The organism is Arthrobacter sp. 10T416, assembly GCF_056394165.1.
The window spans coordinates 15,231-36,403 of sequence record NZ_JBFTHI010000015.1 but is presented as its reverse complement, the minus strand read 5'-3'; the positions used below and the strand labels follow the sequence as shown (position 1 = coordinate 36,403).

Below are 21,173 nucleotides of genomic sequence, written 5' to 3'. Positions count from 1 at the left end.
AGAGCTGAGTCCGGCTGGCACCACGCTCAGAGACAACTCCGCCCCGGCTGGTTTCAGCCGGGGCGGAGCTTTTTCTGCCGGCGAGGGCGTCCGGCGGGGCAGCCGGCCTGCCGGCTCAGACCACCGTCAGGGTGATCGTCGACCCCTCGGGCACCCGGGTGTCCACGGGGTCCTGGGCGCGGACCGTGCCGAAGAACCCGCCGAGGATGTTGTTGATCTCAACCTTGAAACCGAGCCGCTCCAACGCGTCCCGGGCTTCGGTGGCCTGCTTCCCGATAAAGCTCGGAACCTCCACCAACTTCGGGCCCTTGGAAACTGTCAGCGTCACCGAGCCGCCCTTGGTGAGGTTTCCGTTCGCCGGATCCTGGCCGGCCACGGCGCCCTTGGGCACGTCCCGGCTGAAGACCGGCTCCGGCGCGACGACGGCCTTGAGCCCCGCGGCTTCCACAGCCGCCACCGCGGCGTCCTGGTCCTTGCCCCGCACATCGGGCACCGGAATGGGGCGCGGCCCCTTGGACACCGTTAGGGCCACCGGCGTCCCGTGCTTGGCGGGCGTGCCTTTGGCGGGCTTTTGGACCAGCACCGTTCCGGCCGCTGCGGTTTCGTCGAAGCTCTCGGTCACCGGGCCAAGCGTCATCCCGGCACCATTCAGGGCCGTTTTCGCCGCGTCGAGCCGTTTGCCGGTCAGCTGCGGCAGGGGGAAGAGTTCGGGGCCTTTGGAAACGTTCAGGGAAATGGTCTGAAACTTCCTGACCACCTCTCCGGCCTGCGGTTCGGAGCCCACCACCAGCCCCGCGGACACGGTGTCGTCAAAGACATCCCGGGTGGTCGAATCGAATCCCGCGGTGCGGAGCAACTGCTGAGCCTCGGCCACGGTTTTATTGGCCAACTGGGGAATCGTTCCCGGGGATCCGGGGCCCATCCCGAAGAACCAGCCGGCGCCGGCGGCAAGGATGGCCACGAGGACCAGCACCAGGACCCAGGCAAGGCCCCGGCGGCGGGGGTTGCCCGCCCGCAGGCTGCGGCTGGGAGTGGCCGCAGCACGCTGCCGGGCCTTCTCCTCGTCGCGGTCCTGTTTGCGCTGGGCCCGCTTGCTCGCCGGCACAGCCAAGTCCCCGGCAGCCTCCGCCGCTGAGGCACCAAACTCGTGCTCCTCCGGCGTGGCCAGCGGGCCGTAGGCTCCCGGCCGCTGCCGGCCCGAGAGCACGGTGGTGGGGTTGCTGCCGCGGCCGATGACCTCGGTCGGGTGCTGGATGCCGCCCAGGAACTCGGTGTGCGACTCTCCGGCTGCCGCTGGCAGCGGCGCTGCTGCGGGCGGACGCAGGTCCAGTTCGGCGTCCTTGAGGTTGGTGCGGATATGCCGGAGCTCGAAGAGAAGCGCGTTGCCGTCCACGGGACGCTTGTCGGGGTCGTTCGCCGTACACCACTGGACCAGCTCGTCGAGTTCGTCGGCCAACCCGGGCACCAGGGCCGACGGCGGACCGACCGTCGAGTTCACGTGCTGGTAGGCCACCTGGATGGGGACCTCGCCGTCGAACGGCTGTTTGCCGGTGATCATCTCGTACAGCATGATTCCGAGGGAGTAGATGTCGCTGCGGGCGTCGGCCTGCCGCCCCATAACAAGCTCGGGGGAGAGGTAGGCGACGGTCCCGATCAGGGCGCCCGTGCTGGTGGACGTCGAGATCGCCCGGGCCAGGCCGAAGTCGCCGATCTTGATCCGGCCGTCGTCGGCAATAAGCACGTTTTCGGGCTTGACGTCGCGGTGGATCAGGCCGGCCGCGTGGGCAGCCCCGAGCCCTTCCACTACCGGGTCAATCAGCGCCAGGGCCAGGCGGGGAGTCAGTGCGCCCTTGTCCTTGAGGACGTCGCGCAGGGTGCGGCCCTTGATGTATTCCATCACCAGGTAGGCCAGCGGGCCGTCGTCGCCCTGGTCCAGCACACCCACCACGTGCGGGTGGGAGAGCCGGGCGGCGGCCTTGGCTTCGCGGCCCAGCCGGTCCAGGAACTGGGGGTCCCCGGCCATGTGCGGGTGCAGGACCTTGAGGGCCACGTCCCGCTCCAGCCGCTGGTCGGTCGCGAGGTAAACCGTCGACATTCCGCCACGGGCCAGCTTGGAGAGAATCAGGTACCGGTTGTCCACCAGGGTCCCGACGAGAGCGTCCGATGTGTATTCCTGCACCCTTTGATCCTAAGCTCTGCACGGAAACGGGTCCGGATTGACATGCAACCCGGACCCGTATCGTTACGCGCCGGGGGTCTCAGCCCCGCGCGATGCTGGCGGTTCTAGCTGAAGTTCTTCTGCAGCTTCCTAATCGAAGCCACGTAGGCCTTCGTGTCTTCGTACATGCCCTTGGTGTTGACCGAGTACTGACCCTGGTAGTAGCCGGCGATGGCGTAGTCCAGGTTCTTGCTGGTAGCCACCAGCTGGCGGATGATGGCGATGCCGGCGGTGGCGTTGTCGTACGGGTCCAGCAGGTTCAGCTTGCGGCCCACCAGCTCGGACGCCCACTGGCCGGAGGACGGGATAACCTGCATGGTGCCGATCGCATTGGCCGGGGAGATCGAGCGCTGGTTGAAGCCCGACTCCTGGTAGGCGAACGCCAGCGCGAGCGACGGGGTCACACCCATCCGGCGGGCCGTGTCGGAGACGATCTGCTGCATCTGCGCGCGGGTGGGCACCGGTGAGGCGTTGAGCAGGGCCTTGTTCTTGTTCGCTGAGCTGACCACCGCGTCCGGGTAGCTGAAGCCCAGGAACGAGCTCGGAACAAGCGGAGTCACCGTGGCCGGCGGCTGGCTCGAGGAGGGCTTTACGGCGGTGACTGTGCCGGCGCCCGGGATGACGAGTTTGTGGCCGGGGTAGATGATGCTGCTCATGGTCAACCGGTTCGCGGACAGCACGGCGGAGAGCTTCACGCCGTGCCGGGCTGCGATGCCGGAGAGGGTGTCGCCGGCTTTGATGGTGTAAGAGCCGGAAGCCGCCGGAGCCGCCGCGGGCTTGGGCGCCGCCGGGCGGGGGGCGGTGGGTGCGGCCACACCGGCGCCGATCTTGATCTTCTGGCCGGGGTAGATCACGGACCGCATGTTCAGCCCGTTCCGGCTGAGCACGTCGGAGAGCTTGACGCCGTGGCGGGCCGCGATTGCGCCCAGGGTGTCACCGGACTTGACTGTGTAGGTCGCGCCGCCGGCCTGGGCCGGTGCTGCCTTGGCGGGGGCGGCTTTCGCCGGGGCCGCCGTGGCGCCTGCTGAGCCGGAGAGCTTGATCCGCTGGCCCGGGTAGATCACGGTCTTGGGCTGCAGCTTGTTCAGCTTCAGGACAGCGTGGGTGTCCAGGCCGAACTTGTGGGCAATACCGCTGATCGTGTCTCCGCGGGCGATGGTGTACTGCGCCGGGGCGGCAACCTTCGCCGGGCGGAACGCCGTGGGAATGGTGGCCGGCACGGAACCCGCAGGGATCACGGCGGAGGGCTGGGATGCTGCAGCCACACCTTGGGCCTTCATGGCCGCTGCGAGAGTCGCCGGGATCGCGCGGGGCCGGGATTCGGCCGCGGCCGGCTGGGCGATCGCGAGGGAGGACAGCACGACGGCGGGAAGCGCCGCCGTCGTCGCCGCGATCAGCGGGAGGCCGGGCCTCGGGTTGGGCTTCGGCGAACGTGACGTCGTCATGGGAAAAAATCCTCTTTCTCAGCGGCGAACCCTGCAGCTCTGACCGGATGTTACTGGTGTTACCAGTGTGACTGGAGATACTGCAGTTACAAATGTGATCTAAGCGAATCTCTCACGAATTGCGAAATAGCACAAGAACTGTTTGACATTGTGCAACGACGGCCATTTGGTGTGTCGTCCGGCCGCGTGCCGGGCCGGGGGACGCACGGAGCAACCGGAGTCCCGGCGTCGGGCATTAAAGCGCCCGTTTTCGTAGTCTTTATTAAGGTCAACGTTAAGGGGACCCGCACAGCGCACGCGGCTGACTAGGCGCAATCCTCTCCGGCATGGCAATCTTGATCCGTGAGTACTGTAGAAAGCCTTGTGGGCGAATGGCTGCCCCTGCCCGATGTAGCCCAGCAACTGGATGTCTCTATCACCAAGGTTCATGCATTGCTGGACGAGCGTGCGCTGGCGGCCGTGCGGATCGGCGACCGCCGGATTCGCTCCGTGCCGGCAGCTTTTATCCAGGACGGCCACGCCGTGGAGAGCCTCAAGGGCACCATCGTGGTCCTTTCCGATGCGGGTTATTCGGATGAGGAACTCATTGTCTGGCTCTTTACTGCCGACGAATCCCTGCGCGGGCGTCCGATTGATGCCCTGCGTGAAGGACGAAAGACCGAAATCCGGCGCCGCGCGCAGACCATGGCCTGGTAGGCGCGGTCCCTGGCCCCATAACAAAGGCCGTGCTCAGCGTCTCGCGCTGTGCACGGCCTTTGCCGTATCCGGAGATTTGCGGGCGGACTAGGCCGTCCGGCTGACAGCGGCTTCGGCGAGCCTCCGGAGGGCCGTCTTGGGGAGTTCTTCCAGCGGCAGCAGGTCGAGGGCATCGAATGCGGCCGCGCCGAACTGTTCGATCAGGACCTCGGTGGCCTGCAGGGCACCGCACTCAATGATGATGCGGCGGATTTCCTCGACGTCGCCGGCCGTCAGGTCCGGGCTGCCCAGCTTGGCATCGATGAAGGCGGACTCTGCAGGGGCCGCCTGGTCCAGGGCGAAGGCGACCAGCACCGTCCGCTTGCCTTCGCGCAGGTCATCGCCGGCCGGCTTGCCGGTGGTGACAGGATCCCCGAAGACGCCCAGGACGTCGTCGCGAAGCTGGAACGCTTCGCCTAGGGGGAGAGCAAACGCCGAGTAGCCCCGCAGCAGCTCGTCCGATGCGCCCGCGAGGGCACCGCCCAGCGCCAGTGGGTGTTCGGTGGAATACTTCGCCGACTTGAAACGGATAATCGACTGGGCGCGGCTGACAGCGCCGGCGCGGTCCCGGTGCGGGCCGGCGACCTCCTCAAGGATGTCGAGATACTGGCCGGCCATAACCTCGGCGCGCATCAGGTCAAAGATAAGCCTGGCCCGGCTGCCGGACGCTGCCCGGTCGCCGATGGCCGTGAACGATTCCTCGCTGAAAGACAGGCACAGATCGCCGGTGAGAATAGCTGCGGCGTGGCCGAAGCGCTCCGGGTCCAGCGCCCAGCCCTGGCTCGCGTGCAGCTCGCTGAAACGGCGGTGCACACTGGGGCCGCCGCGGCGGGTGTCCGAGCGGTCGATGATGTCGTCGTGGATGAGCGCAGCTGCCTGGAACAGCTCCAGCGCCGAGCCCGCGGTGACCACCTCGCCGGCACCCGCCCCGCCGCCGGCTCCCCGCCAGCCCCAGTAGCACATGAGGGCCCGGAGGCGTTTGCCGCCGGTGACGAGGTTGGAGATCGATCCCATCAGCGGATCGATGTCCGTGGAAATGGAGGACATCAGGGTGGCACGTTCGGTCAGGAAATCGGTCAGCTTGCCGGCGACGGCCGCGACAAAGTCGGTCTGCTCAACCCGGAGTTGTTCGGCCAGGCTCACTTGACGGACTCAGCGGCGACGTTGGCGCCAATGGTGAAGGTCGAGACGCCGGCAGCCTCCACGACGGCGAGGTTCACGGTTTCGTTAGTACCGCGCAGGTAATCCCTCGACGCCACCGAACCCACCGCGCCGCCCGGTACGGCCTTGAACCCCAGGCCCGCGAGTTTCTTGCTATAGAAGGACACGACGTCGGCCGCGGGCTCGCTGATCTTGGCGACCAGTGCGACGGTCGCGGGGGCGCCGGTTTTGTCAAAGCTGCTGGATTCCACCTGGGCACCCGGCATCACCGGCAGCAGCTTCGTGGGGAAGCCGTCCACCAGCGCGCCGACGGTGGCGGAGGTGCCAGGTTCTGCGGACGGGCTGGGAGGTGCCGTCGTGGAGGATTCGGCGGTGGGTTGGGCCGCCGACGCCGACGCGGAGGAAGCCGCCGCCGTCGCTCCCGGACCCGGGGTGCACGCGGCCAGGGCCAGCAAAGCGCCCGCGGCCGCCACGGCCGCCACGGCGCGTCTGCGCTCTCCAATAACCTTCACGGGGACATTCCTCCTGGTGTTGACGCTGGATGCAGCCTCCAGTTTAGTCAGTCCCTGCGCATAGGATTGTTGCGTGGGGCCGGAGGAAGATCTACGTGGGGATAAAGGCAGTGCGGAACAAGCCGAAAGACGCAACGGCCGTCATGGCGGGCAGCCCGGCGTGAAGCCCTCTAACGAGGCGGAGCTGGGCGAGCTGCGGCGCAGCAGCATCCTGCATGTGGACATGGACGCGTTCTTCGTCTCCGTTGAACTCCGCAGCCGTCCCCAGCTGAAGGGCCGGCCCGTGATCGTCGGATACCCCGCGGAGCGCTCGGTGGTGCTCTCGGCGTCGTACGAGGCCCGGAAGTTCGGCGTCAAGTCCGCCATGCCCATGGCGGTGGCGGCCCGGATGTGCCCGGCGGCCACCATCATCGAGCCCCGCCACAAGCTGTACTACGAAGTCTCCGGCCAGATCATGGCCATTTTCGGGTCGATCACCGACCTCGTGGAACCCCTCAGCGTCGACGAGGCCTTCCTCGACGTCGGCGGCGCCATCCGGCGGCTTGGACCGCCCAGGGAGATCGGCGAACTGATCCGCCGCAGGGTCGCGGGCGAACTGGGGATCACGGCCTCGGTGGGGATCGCCGCCAGCAAATTCGTTGCCAAGATTGCCTCAACCCGCTGCAAGCCGGACGGACTGCTGCTGATCGGCCCGGATGAGACGGTCCCGTACCTGCATACCCTGCCGGTCAATGCCCTCTGGGGCGTCGGGGCCAAAACAGTCGAGGTGCTCGCACGGATGGGGATCCGGACGGTTGCCGACGTCGCTGCCACGCCCCTGCCGTCGCTGCGGAAGATCCTGGGCGCCACGGGGGAGCACGTCTACCGGCTGTCGTGGGGAATCGACCCGCGGCCCGTGACACCGGTCCGGCTGGAGAAGAGCATCGGAGCGGAAGAAACCTTCGCCGTCGACACGGCGGACGAGGCCCTGCTGCACCGCGAGCTGCTCAGGCTCTCGCACCGCACGGCGGAGCGGCTCCGCAGCGCGGGAATGCACGCGCGCACGGTAGCCCTGAAGCTGCGCTATGCGGATTTCTCCACCATCACGCGCAGCCGGACCGTCAGCACGCCGATCGACAGCGCCCAGTTGCTTTACGGTGTGGCGGTTCAGCTCCTCGAGTCCATCGGGGAGCGGCCCATGACSGTGCGSCTCGTGGGSATYMGGGCSGAGCARCTYGAAGAGGCMGCCCAGGCGCCGCTGCAACTYAGCCTGGACCGCCGGGACGACAACTGGCGAACAGCCGAACAGGTGCTGGACAGGGTCACGCGGAAGTTCGGCAACAAGGCGGTGTTGCCGGCCCGCCTGCTGGATCCCGGTCCCGACGCGGGATGAGCCGCCGGCGTCTTTCAGAACAGGGCGCAACAATCTATCCTTAGAGATACATAGATTTCGAACGACTGGATCAAATGTTCGGGTTGCCGGCCATGCCAACTAAACACCTCACAGGGAACCGCGGAACCCCGTTTCACCAATGACGGTGGACAGGGAACCAACCGGCACTCCCGGTCGTTAGGGTTTAAGGGACAAGGGCCTCGTCAGTTCTGGACGTTGGYCGACTTAAGGAGGTCGTGATGCCGCTCTCGGAGCACGAACAGAAGTTGCTTGAGCAACTTGAGAAGCAGCTGCAYGAGGACGATCCCAAGTTYGCCAGCTCGATGGGYTCKGATCCGGGTCGCTCCTGGTCCACCCGCCATCTGGTCATCGGAGTCCTCGGCGCCGTCGCGGGCATCCTGCTGCTGTTGCTGGGCGTTTCGCTGCAAAGCATCGTCGTGGGCGTGATTGGGTTCCTCGTGATGGGCGCAGGCGTCTACTTCGCGACCATGCGCAGCGCCGGCGGCAAGGCCAAGGCCGGTAACGGACGCAAGCCGGGCAAGCCGCGCAGTTCGTTTATGAGCAACCTCGAGGACCGCTGGGAGGAACGGCACCGCGGCGAGTCCTGACCCCCCGCGGCTAACCCCCTCCATTTGGCACCACCACCTCTTCCACGTGGAAAACCACGGACCCGCTTCGGCGGGTCCTTTTCCGTTTAACCCCCATCGACTGCTCCGTATCTGCCGTTTTGGGGGGCCAAAAGGGTACGTACGGAGCAATCGATCCCCGGGCGGCCTGGTTTCGGCTCCGTTGGCCGGGCTGGAGGCGGCCCCGAAGCCTAGTTGGAGGTGATATTCCCTCCACTGCGCCCCACTTTTCGCGCTTCCCTTTATTTATCAGGGGTGTTTCGCCGACAACACGCCCAAAATTGCGCTAAAAACACCGGAATGTCGTTGACGGGGGAGTGAAGTGGAGTAATGTGGAGGACGTAAGAGGGTAGTGGCAGCACAGGGGACGTTGGACTTCCTACAACAGACAGGCGGTGGGCCGTGTTTCTCGGCACTCATTCGCCACGTCTGGACGAAAAGGGTCGAATCATCCTCCCAGCGAAGTTCCGAGAGGAACTTGCCAGCGGCCTGGTTCTCACACGGGGCCAGGAACGCTGCATCTACGTCTTCAGTGAGGCGGAATTCGGCCGGGTTCACGAGCAGATGCGGGAGGCTCCAATCTCCTCCAAGCAAGCCCGTGACTACATCCGCGTTTTCCTCTCTGGAGCCTCCGACGAGGTACCTGACAAGCAGGGGCGCGTGACGATTCCGCCGGCGCTCCGGGAATACGCAGGTCTCGGCAGGGAACTGGCCGTTATTGGCGCCGGAACCCGCGCGGAGATCTGGGACGCCCAGGCCTGGAACGAGTACCTGGCCGAAAAGGAAACCGCCTTCTCGGAAACCGACGACGCCATCCCGGGAATTCTCTGAAGCCCCGGCGGCACCAGCAACACCACCGTTTCTTGCTCAAGATCTCCAGCCGCCCATCCGGCAGTTCACCTGGCTCACTTCCCCGGAGCCAGGCGGGCCGCAGGGTAGGCGCGGATGGGGATCTGGACCAAGAAGCGCAGCACCGCAGAGACCCCTCCAACGAAAGGACGCAGGCATGAGCGACGACTCCAACCAGGCGAAGCCCACGTCCGAACGCCATGTACCGGTCCTCAAGGACCGGTGCATCAATTTGTTGGCACCCGGATTCGAAGAGGCCCGCCGGCGCGGCGAAACGCCCATCGCAGTTGATGCCACGCTCGGGATGGGCGGCCACTCCGAGGCGATGCTGCAGCGCTTCCCGGACCTGCACCTGATCGGCATCGACCGTGACGAGGAAGCCCTCGCCCTGGCAGGGGAGCGGCTCAAGCCCTTCGCCGACCGGATCGACCTGGTCCACGCCGTCTACGACGAGATCCCCGAAGTCCTCGAAGACCTCGGCATCGCGGAAGCTCACGGCATCCTCATGGACCTCGGCGTCTCCTCGCTGCAGCTCGATGAACGGGACCGCGGCTTCGCCTACTCGTTCGACGCGCCGCTGGACATGCGGATGGATACCAGCCGCGGACAGACTGCGGCCGACGTCGTTAATAACTACAGCGAAGAGGAACTGGTCCGGATCATCCGAAAGTGGGGCGAGGAAAAGTTCGCCGGCCGGATCGCCAACCGGATCGTCGCCGCACGCGCCGATAAGCCGTTCAGCACCACCGGCGAACTGGTCGACACCATCCGGGCCGTCGTTCCCGCCGGCGCCGCGAAGACCGGCGGCCACCCGGCCAAACGGACCTTCCAGGCCCTCCGGATCGAGGTCAACGAGGAACTCGAGGTGCTCGAGCGGGCCATTCCGGCCGCCGTCGCCTCGATCGCCATGGGCGGCAGGGTGGTGGTCATGTCCTACCACTCGCTGGAAGACAAGATCGTCAAGGGCGTCTTCCAGGCCGGTTCCAAATCCTCCGCGCCCCTCGGCTTCCCGGTGGAGCTGGAGGAGCACAAGGCAGAACTGAAGACCCTCACCAAGGGCACCGAGGTGCCCACCGCAGCAGAAATCGCAGAAAACCCACGCGCCGCCTCCGCCAGGCTGCGGGCCGTGGAACGTATCAAAGCCAGGAGAGCCGCATGAGCACCGCCGCCGTCAACAGCTTCCCCGTTTCAACGGCTGCCACGGCCCGCGCGCTTCCGGACCTGACCCCGGGCGCGCCCGCCCGCAAGTCCCGGACGCCGCTCTCTGTCGTCCGGTCTGTCCCGCGCAAGCGCCGGGCGCCGTTCGTGGTGATGTGCTTCGGAATCCTGGCCCTCGCCCTGATGGCCGTGCTGGTCCTGAACATCTCGGTCTCCTCTGCCCAGTACCAGCTGGTGGAGCTGCGGGCCACGCAGTCCACGCTGACCAAGCAGAACCAGGACCTCACCCAGCAGGTGCAGAACTTTGACGCCCCGCAGAACCTGGCGGCCAAAGCCACCGAGCTCGGGATGGTGGCCTCCACGGTCAAGGGCCAAATCGACTTGTCGACCCTGGCCGTGTCCGGCAAGGCCAAGCCGGCCGCCAAGAGCGACGCCCCCGGCGCCGTCATCGCGGCCCCCGCCGTCGCCGGCCAGGTCAACGTGGTTCCCTCCGCCACGGAGAACGAACCGCTCCTGAACCTCAAACCCGCTGACACTGTGGCCAAGGCAGCGGCCAAGGTCGCAGCCAAGGTTCCGGCAGCCAAGATCCCCGCAGTCCAGGTCCCCGCCGTGCGGGTACCGGCCGTGGACCTCTACGGCGGCACCATTCCCGCTCCGGCCCAGAAGATCCCGGCTAAATAGCAGGCGGCACCAACCACCAGCAAGGCAAGAAGCAAGGAAACTCCCGTGGCGCAAAACACCGGCAAGGCACGACCAGGCAAGACGCCGAGCGCCACACGGCGGCTGCGGCTGGGGCTCGGCATTATGCTGACGCTGCTGCTGGTGGTGGGCGGCAAGCTGTTCCTGGTGCAGGGCCTCGACGTCGGCGGCATGGCCGAGGCAGCGCTGAAGAACCGGCTCAAGCCCATTGAACTGCCCGCAGAACGGGGCAGCATCCTCGACTCCCACGGCACCGTGCTGGCCAGCAGTGTGATCCGCTACAACGTCGTGGTGGACCAGACCGTCAACACCAACACCGAGACGTTCCCGCGGCTGGACAAAGTCGACGGCAAGGACACGGTGGTGAAGATCACGCGGGATGAGGGCATCGAGGAACTCGCCACCGTCCTGGGCATGAAGAAGGACGACCTCAAGACCGCCCTGACCGGCACCCAGCGCTACTACATCGTGGCAAAGGACATCCGGCCCGACGTCGAGGACCGGATCTCCAAACTCCAGATCCCCGGCATCGTCACCGAAGGCACCAGCAAGAGGGTCTACCCCAACGGCTCCGTGGCCGGCGGGATTGTCGGCTTCCTGAAGGACGGCACTACCGGCCAGGCGGGCCTGGAACAGACCCAGGACGACGTGCTCAAGGGCACCGCCGGCAAGCGGCTGTTCGAAATCGGCGCCGACGGGCTGCGCATCCCGGTAGGCGTGGACCAGTTCACCCCGGCCGTCAACGGCAAGGACATCAAACTCACACTCAACTCGGACCTGCAGTACTTCGCCCAGCAGGCCATCCAGAGCCAGAAGGACCAGCTCAGCGCGGAGTGGGGCGTCATCGTCGTTTCCGACGTCAAGACCGGCAACATCATCGCGATGGCGGACACCAACGCCCCGGACCCTAATGATCCCGGCAAGGTGGCCGCAGCGGACCGCGGTGTCCGGTCGGTGACCGCCGCGTACGAGCCGGGCTCGGTGGAGAAGATGATCACCGCCGCCTCGGCCATCGAGGAGGGCACGGCCAAGCCGCTGGACAAGTTCATCATCCCGCCGACCTACACGGTGGACGGGCAGACGTTCACCGACGCGTTCGAGCACGGCACCGAGAAGCGGACCCTGGCGGGCATCGTGGGTTACTCCATGAACACCGGCACGGTGATGGTCGGCCAGCGGATCAGCAAGGAAAAGCGGCACGACTGGCTGCAGAAGTTCGGCATCGGCGAGGCTCCGGACATCGGGCTCCCGGCCGAGGCCCGGGGCATCCTGACGCCGGCCGACCAGTGGGACGGCCGGCAGCAGTACACCGTACTGTTCGGCCAGGGCGTCGCCCAGTCCACTCTCCAGACCGTCCGGGCCTACCAGAGCATCGCCAACGACGGCGTGATGCTCCAGCCGCGCCTGATCGACAGCTACATCAGCCCCGACGGCACCGTGGAGAAAGTCCCGGCGAAGCCCAGCCGGCAGGTGGTTTCCAAGAGCACCGCCAAGCAGGTCCGCGACATCCTCGAAAGCGCCGTCACCGAGGGCGAGATCAAGGACGCCGCAATCGACGGCTACCGCGTGGGCGCCAAGACGGGTACGTCCGAATCCCCGTGTGATGACGGCAAGTCCGGATTCTGCGGCTACACGGCCTCCCTGATCGGGATGGCGCCAATGGACGATCCGCGGTTTATTGTTGAAGTTGTCCTGCAGCGGCCCAAGGGCAGCATCTACGGCATCACCCAGGGGCCCGTGTTCCGTTCGGTGATGAGCCAGACGCTGCGCACCTACAACGTTGAGCCGTCCACCGGTAAGCCGGTCAGGCTCCCGCAGTACGCCAAGTAGCACCCAGCTTCACGAGTCAGCAACACCCACCAGTTCCACGCAGCCGGGCCTGCGTGCGGGGCAATCCTCCGCGCGCGGCGCATGCTGCCCAGCACCGCAACGGAGATCCCCTTGTCAGAGCCCAATGCCCACGATGCGGCACCAGCGCCATCCGGCCAGGACTCCACCTCGGCGTTCCGGCCCTCGACGGTTGCCGCCGTGCCGCTTGAAACCATCGGTGAGTGGATCGGCGTCGTCGTCCCGGGTGCCTCCGCGGACGTGCCCGTCACCGGAATTTCACTGAACTCCCGGACCGTCGAAGCGGGGGACCTGTACGTCGCTCTGCCCGGCGCGGCCCGGCACGGCGCGGACTTTGTGTCGGACGCCGTCGACGCAGGTGCTGCCGCGGTCCTGACGGACGACGCCGGCGCGCGCCTGCTGGCTCTCTCCAACGACATCTCCGTGCCCGTCCTGCTCGCCGAGGAGCCGCGGAGCCTGGTGGGCCGCCTCTCCGCGCTGATCTACCGGAGCCGGCCGGCAGACGCCCCGGCGCCGGCCCTGTTCGGGGTGACTGGGACCAACGGCAAGACCACCACCACGTACTTCATCAATTCCCTGCTCCAGGCGCTCGGCAAGAAGACCGGGTTGATCGGAACCATCGAGATCCTGGCCGGCGGCGAACCGATCCCCAGCCTCCTCACCACCCCCGAGTCGACCGACGTCCACGCCCTGCTGGCGCTGATGCGTGAACGCGGGCTCGACGCCGCGTCCATGGAGGTCTCCTCGCACGCCATTGCCTTCCACCGGGTCGACGGCGTGGAGTTCGACGTGGCCGGCTTCACCAACCTCACCCAGGACCACCTGGACCTGCACGGGAGCATGGAGGAGTACTTCGGGACCAAAGCGCAGCTCTTCACCGCCGGACGCGCCCGCGCCGCCGTCGTGACCGTGGACGACGAATGGGGCCGGAAGCTTGCCGCCGGCGCCGGCATCCCCGTCAGCACCCTCGCCACGGACGCCGGCGGCACGGCGGCGGACTGGACCGTTGTCGATCCCCGGCCGCGCGGCCTGGGCACCGACTTCGGGCTGCGGCACCGCGACGGCACCGAGCTTCGGGTCCACACCGGGCTGCCGGGAAGCTTCAACGTCGCCAACGCCGCCCTCGCCACGGCCATGGTCATCGCTGGCGGTACCTCCCCGGCCGAGGTGCAGACCGCTCTGGACAGCGCCGACCCGTTCACCGTCGCCGTGCCCGGCCGGATGCAGCTCGTGGCAACGGAGCCGGCCGCCGTCGTCGACTTCGCGCACAACCCGGACGCCCTCGCCCGTGCCCTGGAAGCCGTGCGCTCCCCGGAGCCGGGTTCCAAGGTCATCATCGTCTTTGGCGCGACCGGCCAGCGCGACCAAAGCAAACGGCCGGCCATGGGCGCCATCGCCGCCCGCCTGGCCGACACCGTGATTGTCAGCGACGACGACCCACACGACGAGGACGCCGCCGCCATCCGCGCTGACGTGCTCGCCGGAGCCCTCGAGGCCCAGGCCGGCGAAGGCCTCGCCTGCACCGTCCTGGAAGTGTTCCCGCGCGACGCCGCCATCCGCAAGGCCGTGGAACTGGCGGACTCGCGCGACACCATCCTGGTTGCCGGCCGCGGCCACGAGGTCTGGCAGGAGGTCAAGGGCGTCAACCTGGCGCTCGATGACCGGGTGGAGCTCCGCTCCGCCTTGACAGCACGAGGATTCACCGTTCTCGATGACCAGCGGATAGAGTCCTAAACCGAGATGATTGCATTTACTGCGGCTGAAATCGCCGAAATTACCAACGGCCGGCTGGCCGCGGAACCGGGCATCACCCCCGGCTCCGTGGTGACCGACTCCCGCGAAGCCACGGCAGGCTCCCTCTACGTGGCCAAACCCGGAGAAACCGCAGACGGGCACGATTTCGTGGCGGCCGCCTTTGAACGCGGAGCCGTGCTGGCACTCGTCGAGCGCGACGTCGCCGCCCCGGACGGGTCCACGTACCCGGCCGTCGTCGTCGAGGACTCCGTCCTGGCCATGGGCGCCCTCGCCGCCGAAGCCGTCCGCCGGATCCGGGCGCACCGCGCCGCCGGCAATGAGGCCTTCACCGTCATCGGCATCACCGGTTCCGCCGGCAAAACGACCACCAAGGACCTGCTGGCAGGGATTCTTTCCGGTTACGGCACCACCGTGGCCCCACAGGGTTCCTACAACGGCGAGGTCGGGGTCCCGCTGACCGTCTTCAGCGCCGGCTACGAGACCCGGTTCCTGGTCATCGAGATGGGCGCCACCGGCATCGGCCACATCCGCTACCTCGCGGACATGGTCCGCCCGGAGATCGGCGTCGTCCTGGCCGTCGGAACAGCCCACGCCGGCGAGTTCGGTGGGGTCGAAAACATCGCCAAGGCCAAGGGCGAACTGGTCGAAGCACTGCCCGCGGACGGCACGGCCGTCCTGAACCTCGACGATCCGCGCGTGGCCGCCATGGCATCACGGACCTCCGCAACGGTCCTCGGCTTCTCCGCCCAGCGCACCGGCAGCGGCCAGAATGCGCTGGTCCTGGCCGACGACGTCGAGCTGAACGCCCAAGGCAACCCCGAATTCGAGCTGCAGCTGCCCGGCAGCACCGAGCGCCACCACGTGTCGGCCAAACTGATCGGTGCACACCACGTGGGCAACCTCCTGGCCGCCGCCGGCGCCGCCCACGCCGCCGGCATTCCCGGTACCGGCACCGCCGCGTCGCTCAGCGCGCAGACCGCCGCCAGCCGCTGGCGGATGGAACGCACCGAACGGGCCGACGGCGTGACCATCATCAACGACGCCTACAACGCCAACCCGGAGTCCATGCGCGCAGCGCTGCGGACCCTCGCGGACCTCGGCCGCGGCCGGCGCACCTGGGCTGTGCTCGGGGCCATGCTCGAACTCGGCGAGGACTCCATCCGCGAGCACACCGCCGTCGGCACCCAGGTGGTCAGGCTCAACATTTCCCGACTGCTCGTCATCGGACGCGAGGCCCGGGCGCTCTACGTCTCCGCGGTCAACGAAGGATCCTGGGGCGACGAGTGCCTGTTCGCCGAAAACGTCGATGAGGCCTATGACATCCTGCGCGCCGAGCTCGAGCCGGGCGACCTGGTCCTCTTCAAATCCTCCAACAGCATCGGGCTGCGCCATTTGGGCGATCGGATAGCATTACCCGGAACCGCCACTGAAGGGAGCGCACTGCTGTGATCGCACTGCTGATGGGCGCCGGACTGGCCCTGCTGCTTTCCTTCCTGGGCACCCCGCTGTTTATCCGGTTCCTGGTCCGCAAGAGTTACGGCCAGTTCATCCGCGATGACGGGCCCACCTCCCACCACACCAAGCGCGGCACGCCGACCATGGGCGGCACCGTCGTCGTGGTGGCCGTGCTGGTCAGCTACGGGCTGACGCACCTCGTGATGTGGATGATGAACCCCCGCTCGCCGGGCCCGTCCGCCTCCGCGTTGCTGCTGCTCTTCCTTATGGTCGGCATGGGCCTTGTCGGGTTCCTGGACGACTTCATCAAGATCTCCGCGCAGCGCAGCCTGGGCCTCAACGCCAAGGCCAAACTGATCCTGCAGGCCGCCGTCGGCATCATCTTCGCCGTCCTGGCCTTGAACTTCCCGGACGAGAACAAGGTCACCCCGGCGTCCTACCAGATCTCCCTGGTCCGTGACATCCCGTGGCTGAACCTCGCCTTCGGCGGCACGGTTGTGGGCGCCATCCTTTTTGTGCTGTGGTCCAACCTGATCGTCACCGCGGCCACCAACGGCGTGAACCTCACGGACGGCCTGGACGGCCTTGCCGCCGGTGCCTCCGTGATGGTCTTCGGCGCCTACACCCTCATCGGGATCTGGCAGAGCAACCAGTCCTGCGGCTCACCGCGGCAGGCCGGCGCCGGCTGTTACACAGTCCGGGACCCGCTGGACCTCGCCCTGCTTGCCGCCATCCTCAGCGCCGCCCTGGTTGGGTTCCTCTGGTGGAACACCTCGCCGGCGAAGATATTTATGGGGGACACCGGCTCGCTGGCGATCGGCGGCGCCGTGGCCGGCTTCGCGATCCTGTCCCGGACCGAACTGCTCCTTGCCTTCATCGGCGGCCTCTTCGTGATGATCACCCTGTCGGTCATCATCCAGGTCGGCTACTTCAAGGTCACCAAGGGCAAGCGCTTCTTCAAGATGGCCCCGCTGCAGCACCACTTTGAGCTCAAGGGCTGGGCGGAAGTCACCGTCGTGGTCCGGTTCTGGATTCTCTGTGGCCTGTTCGTCGCGGCCGGCCTCGGCATCTTCTACGCCGAATGGGTGGTGCTCCTGTGAGCGGTGTGATCCCTGAACCGCTGGCAACCTCGCCCCGGCTCGAGGGCCTGACCAGCTGGGACGCGGACTGGTCCGGGCTCCGTGTGGTGGTCACCGGAATCGGCATCTCCGGTTTCGCCGCCGCCGACACCCTGATCGAACTCGGTGCCCGCGTGGTGGTAGTGGACGCCGCCGACGGCGCCACAGCGCGCGCCCAGGCCGACACCCTGACGATTGTCGGCGCGGCCGGCGTGCTCCTCGGAGCCGACGCCGTCAACGCCGTACCCACCGTGGACGGCCAGAAACCCGAACTCATTGTCACCTCCCCGGGCTGGCGGCCCGACCAGGCGCTGCTCGCCGCCGCCGCGCGGGCGCACATCCCCGTATGGGGCGACGTCGAACTCGCCTGGCGCGTGCGCGAACGCGCAGGGCGCAAGACGGCCGACTGGATCACCATCACCGGCACCAACGGCAAAACCACCACCGTCGGGCTGACCGAAGCGATGCTGCAGGCCGCCGGACTCAAGGCCATCGCCGTCGGCAACGTCGGAACCCCCATCCTTGATGCCCTCCGGGATCCGGTGGAGTACGACGTCTTCGCCGTCGAACTCTCCAGCTTCCAGCTGCACTGGAGCCACTCGGTGTCCCCGGTCGCCAGCGTGTGCCTGAACATCGCCGAAGACCACGTGGACTGGCACGGATCGTACGACTCGTACCTGGCTGACAAAGCCAAGGTCTACGAGCGGACACAGAAGGCGTGTATCTACAACGCCGAGCAGATCGAAACCGAACGTATGGTCGAGAACGCCGACGTCGTGGAGGGCTGCCGCGCCGTGGGCTTCACCACCGTTACCCCCGCCATCAGCATGGTGGGGGTCGTTGAGGGACTGCTTGTGGACCGGGCGTTCATCCCGGAGCGCAAGGACAGCGCCGCCGAACTGGCCGCAGTGTCCGACCTTGGCCCGGTCGCGCCCCGGCACATGGTGGCCAACGCCCTGGCCGCGGCTGCCCTGGTGCGCGCGTACGGCGTTGAGCCCTCCGCCGTGCGCCAGGGACTGCAGGACTATCTGCCGGGGGACCACCGGATCCAGCCGGTGGCCCGCCACGAAGGCGTGCTCTGGATCAACGACTCCAAGGCCACCAACCCGCACGCCGCCGCAGCGTCTCTCGCCGCGTTCCAGAACGTGGTGTGGATCGCCGGCGGCCTGTCCAAGGGCGTGAATTACGACTCACTGGTCCGCGAGAACGCCAGCAGGCTCAAGGCCGTGGTGCTGATCGGTGCGGACTCTGCCGGACTCCTGGCCTCGCTCCAGCGACACGCGCCCGATGTCCCCGTGATCGGCCAGGCAAAGGGCGACACTGAAGACGTGCAGACTGCCGAAACGGCCCACGCCGACGCAGGCCCCTCGCCGATTTTTGGCGAGACTGTGATGGCACGGGCCGTTGCCTCGGCAGCACAGCTGGCCACCTCGGGGGACACTGTGCTCCTGGCCCCGGCGGCTGCATCCATGGATCAGTTCTCTTCCTATGCTCACCGTGGCGACGCCTTCATCGAAGCTGTCCGCGAGCTCGTGGAAGGGCAGGCTCAGACCACCGAGGAGTAGCAATGGTCAGCACGCCCACCCGTCCCGCTGCGGCGCCGCCCGCCGCAGGCGCATCAGCAGCAGGCAAAAAAGCAGCCGCTAACAAAGCCGCTAACGCAATACGCACGCCAGCAGGCCGGAGCGCCGGCCAAACGGCCGGGGGAACAGCACCCGTCGCCCGCGTCCTGGGCTGGCACCGCCGCTTCTGGGCGGCCTTGGAAGGCACCGGCACGTCCCGCAACGGGTCTACGTACTACCTCATTCTCGGGTCCACCCTCGCGCTCACCGCCATCGGCATCATGATGGTGCTCTCCGCCTCGAGCGTGGAAGCCATCGCCGCGGGGGAGTCGCCGTACTCGGCCGCCCTCAAACAGGGACTCTTCGCGGCCATCGGCGTCTTTGTGATGCTGGTGCTCTCACGGGTGAACGTGGTGTGGCTTAAGCGCGTCGCGTGGCCGGCCATGATCCTGGCCGTCATCCTGCTTGGACTCGTCCTCCTGGTCGGGCGCAGCACCCTCGGCAACCAGAACTGGATCGACGTCGGCCCCTTCACCTTCCAGCCCTCCGAGGCGGCAAAGCTCGCGCTGGCCCTCTGGATGGCCACCGTGCTCAACCGCAAGGCCCGGTACCTCAGCGAATGGCGGCACGTCCTGGTTCCGGTGGTCTTCCCCGGCGCCGCCGCCATCCTGGGCCTCATCCTCGCCGGTAACGACCTCGGCACCGCGATGATCGTCATGATCATCATGGCCGCCGGGCTGTTTTTCGCCGGGGTCCGCCTCTACCTGTTCGCCATCGCCGGAGCCGCCCTGTCGATCGGAACAGCCATCCTGGCTGTCACGAGCCCCAACCGCATGTGCCGCATCCTGTCCTGGACCGGCCAGACCTGTGCCGACGGCTCCGACCTGAACTACCAGTCCACCAACGGCCTCTACGGCCTCGCCTCCGGCGGCTGGTTCGGCGTCGGGCTGGGCCAAAGCCGGCAGAAATACAGCTGGATCCCGGAAGCCCACAACGACTTCATCTTCGCGATCATCGGCGAGGAACTCGGCCTCATCGGCACCATCGTCGTCCTGGCCCTGTTCGCCGTCCTGGGCACCGCGATCTACCGGGTCGTTGTGGCCCAGCAGGACCTCTTCCACCGCGTCCTCGCCGGAACGATCATGGTCTGGCTCCTCGGCCAGGCCACCGTCAACATGGCCGTTGTCACCGGCCTGCTGCCCGTGATCGGGGTGCCCCTGCCGTTTATCTCCTACGGCGGCTCGGCGCTGCTGATGTCCCTGTGCGCCATCGGCGTAGTGTTATCCCTGGCCCGCGCCCAGATGGCTCCCACCATGCAACCGAAAAAGCTGATCAAGTTCGGACCGGCCGGTTTCGCCACGGTCCTGCGCAAGCAGGCGGCCTCCCGACGGGCCGCCAAGCAACCGGCCCCGAAGGCCCCGGCTAAACCCCGCAGCCCGGGCCCGGCGTCCGGCACGCGAAACCCCGCCCCTAAGAACCCCGCACGAAAGCGTACCTAGCCTCCATGAAGACCGAGTCGTCCCTGTCAGTCGTCCTCGCCGGCGGCGGTACCGCCGGGCATATCAGCCCGCTGCTCGCCATCGCGGGAGCCATCCGGGAGGTCCGGCCCGAGGCTCAGCTCCTGGCCGTCGGCACCCCCGGCGGGATGGAAGCCCGGCTTGTGCCGGCCGAAGGGCTGGAACTGGCCACCATCAGCAGGGTCCCCTTCCCACGTAAACCATCGATGGAACTGCTGCGACTGCCCGGAAAACTTGCCGGTGCCGTCCGGCAGGCCGGGGTGATCCTCGACGACGCCCGCGCGGATGTCCTGGTCKGGGTGGGCGGCTACGTCTGCACCCCGATGTACCTGGCCGCCCGGCGCCGCCGCATCCCGATCGTGGTGCACGAGGCGAACACCCGGGCAGGCCTCGCGAACCGCGTCGGCGCCCGGCTCAGCCGGCACGTGGCCGTGGCCTTTGCTGCGACCAAGATCCCCGGGGCACGGCACGTCGGGATGCCGATGCGGCGGGAGATCTCCGGCCTGGACCGCACAGCCGCCCGTGAGGCCGCACGCACCGCCCTCGGACTGGACCAGCACAAGCCCACACTGATCGTCACCGGCGGGTCATCCGGCGCGCAAAGCATTAACCGCGCCCTCGCCGCGTCTGTCTCCGCCCTGGCCGAGGCCGGGATCCAGACACTGCACATCACCGGCCGCGGCAAGACCGTCCACGACGCCGAGGGCAGACCGCTGGCCGCACCCGGCTACCGCCAGGTCGAGTACGTGGACGGCATGGAACTGGTATACGCGGCCGCGGACCTGCTGCTGGCCCGCGCCGGCGCCGCCACCGTCTGCGAGGTCGCCGCGGTAGGCGTTCCCGCCGTCTTCGTCCCGCTCCCGATCGGCAACGGCGAGCAGGCGCTGAACGCCGCCGGGCTGGTGGACGCCGGCGCCGCGCTCCTGGTCGAGGACAGCGGCTTCGACGTCACGTGGATCGGCGAGCACGTCATCMCGCTCCTGGGCGACGGCGCCCGGCTCGCCGGAATGGCGGCGGCCGCAGAGAAGCTCGGTGTCCGGGACGCCGACAAGCGGATGGCGGACCTGGTCCTCGACGCGGCCCGCTCCACGCCCCGGACCTCACCGGGAACGGCCGGCACTGAACACGAACACTGAACACGAA

General features: G+C 67.5%; 17 protein-coding genes. 13 read left to right on the top strand and 4 right to left on the bottom strand.

The genetic code is table 11. The features are described 5' to 3' along the window. Positions 1–115 precede the first annotated feature (115 nt). Together AC1DBE_RS14425 and AC1DBE_RS14420 are read right to left on the bottom strand one after the other, a co-directional pair. Complete coding sequence (locus AC1DBE_RS14425; protein ID WP_476970957.1) at positions 116–2,179, bottom strand: Stk1 family PASTA domain-containing Ser/Thr kinase; 2,064 nt, start codon at positions 2,177–2,179, stop codon at positions 116–118. 104 nt (positions 2,180–2,283) lie between these two features. Continuing rightward, positions 2,284–3,663: a lytic transglycosylase gene (locus AC1DBE_RS14420; RefSeq protein ID WP_476970956.1), complete on the bottom strand. Its 1,380-nt coding sequence runs from the start codon at positions 3,661–3,663 to the stop codon at positions 2,284–2,286. A 342-nt stretch (positions 3,664–4,005) separates the two neighbouring features. Here AC1DBE_RS14420 and AC1DBE_RS14415 point away from each other — a divergent pair, with 342 nt between their 5' ends. Further along, positions 4,006–4,359, top strand: coding sequence for an Rv2175c family DNA-binding protein (locus AC1DBE_RS14415; protein ID WP_476970955.1), 354 nt, complete (start codon positions 4,006–4,008; stop codon positions 4,357–4,359). Between the two features lie 87 nt (positions 4,360–4,446). On the opposite strand, the gene AC1DBE_RS14410 is transcribed toward AC1DBE_RS14415, so the two are convergent. Both AC1DBE_RS14410 and AC1DBE_RS14405 read right to left on the bottom strand, forming a co-directional pair. Further along, the gene (locus AC1DBE_RS14410) at positions 4,447–5,541 is read right to left on the bottom strand and encodes a polyprenyl synthetase family protein (RefSeq protein ID WP_476880640.1); all 1,095 of its coding nucleotides are present in this window, start codon (positions 5,539–5,541) and stop codon (positions 4,447–4,449) included. Then, positions 5,538–6,071, bottom strand: a complete 534-nt coding sequence (locus tag AC1DBE_RS14405) for a hypothetical protein (protein WP_476903474.1) — start codon at positions 6,069–6,071, stop codon at positions 5,538–5,540. Before AC1DBE_RS14405 ends, AC1DBE_RS14410 begins: the two co-directional genes overlap by 4 nt. Before the next feature lie 160 nt (positions 6,072–6,231). On the opposite strand from AC1DBE_RS14405, the gene dinB reads away from it, so the two are divergent. The 12 genes from dinB (at position 6,232) to murG (ending at position 21,166) form a co-directional block, all read left to right on the top strand. Continuing rightward, positions 6,232–7,443 (top strand): DNA polymerase IV, encoded by a 1,212-nt coding sequence (dinB, locus tag AC1DBE_RS14400; RefSeq protein ID WP_476970954.1) that lies wholly within the window; start codon positions 6,232–6,234, stop codon positions 7,441–7,443. A 239-nt stretch (positions 7,444–7,682) separates the two neighbouring features. Beyond that, positions 7,683–8,051: a DUF3040 domain-containing protein gene (locus AC1DBE_RS14395; RefSeq protein ID WP_476903473.1), complete on the top strand. Its 369-nt coding sequence runs from the start codon at positions 7,683–7,685 to the stop codon at positions 8,049–8,051. A gap of 420 nt (positions 8,052–8,471) precedes the next feature. Continuing rightward, entirely contained in the window at positions 8,472–8,900 is a 429-nt protein-coding gene (gene mraZ, locus AC1DBE_RS14390) for a division/cell wall cluster transcriptional repressor MraZ (RefSeq protein ID WP_138769645.1), read from the top strand. Positions 8,901–9,075: 175 nt separating this feature from the next. Next, the gene (gene rsmH / locus AC1DBE_RS14385) at positions 9,076–10,077 is read left to right on the top strand and encodes a 16S rRNA (cytosine(1402)-N(4))-methyltransferase RsmH (RefSeq protein ID WP_476903472.1); all 1,002 of its coding nucleotides are present in this window, start codon (positions 9,076–9,078) and stop codon (positions 10,075–10,077) included. Continuing rightward, entirely contained in the window at positions 10,074–10,757 is a 684-nt protein-coding gene (ftsL, locus tag AC1DBE_RS14380; protein WP_476903471.1) for a cell division protein FtsL, read from the top strand. The genes rsmH and ftsL overlap by 4 nt, the downstream gene beginning before the upstream one ends. A 45-nt stretch (positions 10,758–10,802) precedes the next feature. Then, on the top strand, positions 10,803–12,605 hold the full coding sequence (locus AC1DBE_RS14375; protein ID WP_476879846.1) for a peptidoglycan D,D-transpeptidase FtsI family protein: 1,803 nt from the start codon (positions 10,803–10,805) through the stop codon (positions 12,603–12,605). Positions 12,606–12,716: 111 nt separating this feature from the next. After that, positions 12,717–14,357 carry a UDP-N-acetylmuramoyl-L-alanyl-D-glutamate--2,6-diaminopimelate ligase gene (locus AC1DBE_RS14370; protein WP_476970953.1) on the top strand — a complete coding sequence of 547 codons (1,641 nt, stop codon included), beginning with the start codon at positions 12,717–12,719 and terminating at the stop codon, positions 14,355–14,357. Between the two features lie 6 nt (positions 14,358–14,363). Continuing rightward, on the top strand, positions 14,364–15,827 hold the full coding sequence (locus AC1DBE_RS14365) for a UDP-N-acetylmuramoyl-tripeptide--D-alanyl-D-alanine ligase (protein WP_476970952.1): 1,464 nt from the start codon (positions 14,364–14,366) through the stop codon (positions 15,825–15,827). Beyond that, positions 15,824–16,933: a phospho-N-acetylmuramoyl-pentapeptide-transferase gene (mraY, locus tag AC1DBE_RS14360; RefSeq protein WP_476970951.1), complete on the top strand. Its 1,110-nt coding sequence runs from the start codon at positions 15,824–15,826 to the stop codon at positions 16,931–16,933. Before AC1DBE_RS14365 ends, mraY begins: the two co-directional genes overlap by 4 nt. Then, positions 16,915–18,516 (top strand): UDP-N-acetylmuramoyl-L-alanine--D-glutamate ligase, encoded by a 1,602-nt coding sequence (gene murD / locus AC1DBE_RS14355; protein WP_476970950.1) that lies wholly within the window; start codon positions 16,915–16,917, stop codon positions 18,514–18,516. Before mraY ends, murD begins: the two co-directional genes overlap by 19 nt. Positions 18,517–18,518: 2 nt before the next feature. Further along, entirely contained in the window at positions 18,519–20,012 is a 1,494-nt protein-coding gene (gene ftsW, locus AC1DBE_RS14350) for a putative lipid II flippase FtsW (protein WP_476970949.1), read from the top strand. Between the two features lie 5 nt (positions 20,013–20,017). Then, the gene (gene murG / locus AC1DBE_RS14345) at positions 20,018–21,166 is read left to right on the top strand and encodes an undecaprenyldiphospho-muramoylpentapeptide beta-N-acetylglucosaminyltransferase (protein WP_476970948.1); all 1,149 of its coding nucleotides are present in this window, start codon (positions 20,018–20,020) and stop codon (positions 21,164–21,166) included. Positions 21,167–21,173 lie beyond the last annotated feature (7 nt).

Excerpts from the sequence above, each read along its gene's own strand:
- AC1DBE_RS14420 (WP_476970956.1), bottom strand. The coding sequence starts at position 3,663 with ATGACGACGTCACGTTCGCCGAAGCCCAACCCGAGGCCCGGCCTCCCG.
- rsmH (WP_476903472.1), top strand. The coding sequence starts at position 9,076 with ATGAGCGACGACTCCAACCAGGCGAAGCCCACGTCCGAACGCCATGTA.
- ftsL (WP_476903471.1), top strand. The coding sequence starts at position 10,074 with ATGAGCACCGCCGCCGTCAACAGCTTCCCCGTTTCAACGGCTGCCACG.
- AC1DBE_RS14365 (WP_476970952.1), top strand. The coding sequence starts at position 14,364 with ATGATTGCATTTACTGCGGCTGAAATCGCCGAAATTACCAACGGCCGG.
- murD (WP_476970950.1), top strand. The coding sequence starts at position 16,915 with ATGGGTGGTGCTCCTGTGAGCGGTGTGATCCCTGAACCGCTGGCAACC.
- ftsW (WP_476970949.1), top strand. The coding sequence starts at position 18,519 with ATGGTCAGCACGCCCACCCGTCCCGCTGCGGCGCCGCCCGCCGCAGGC.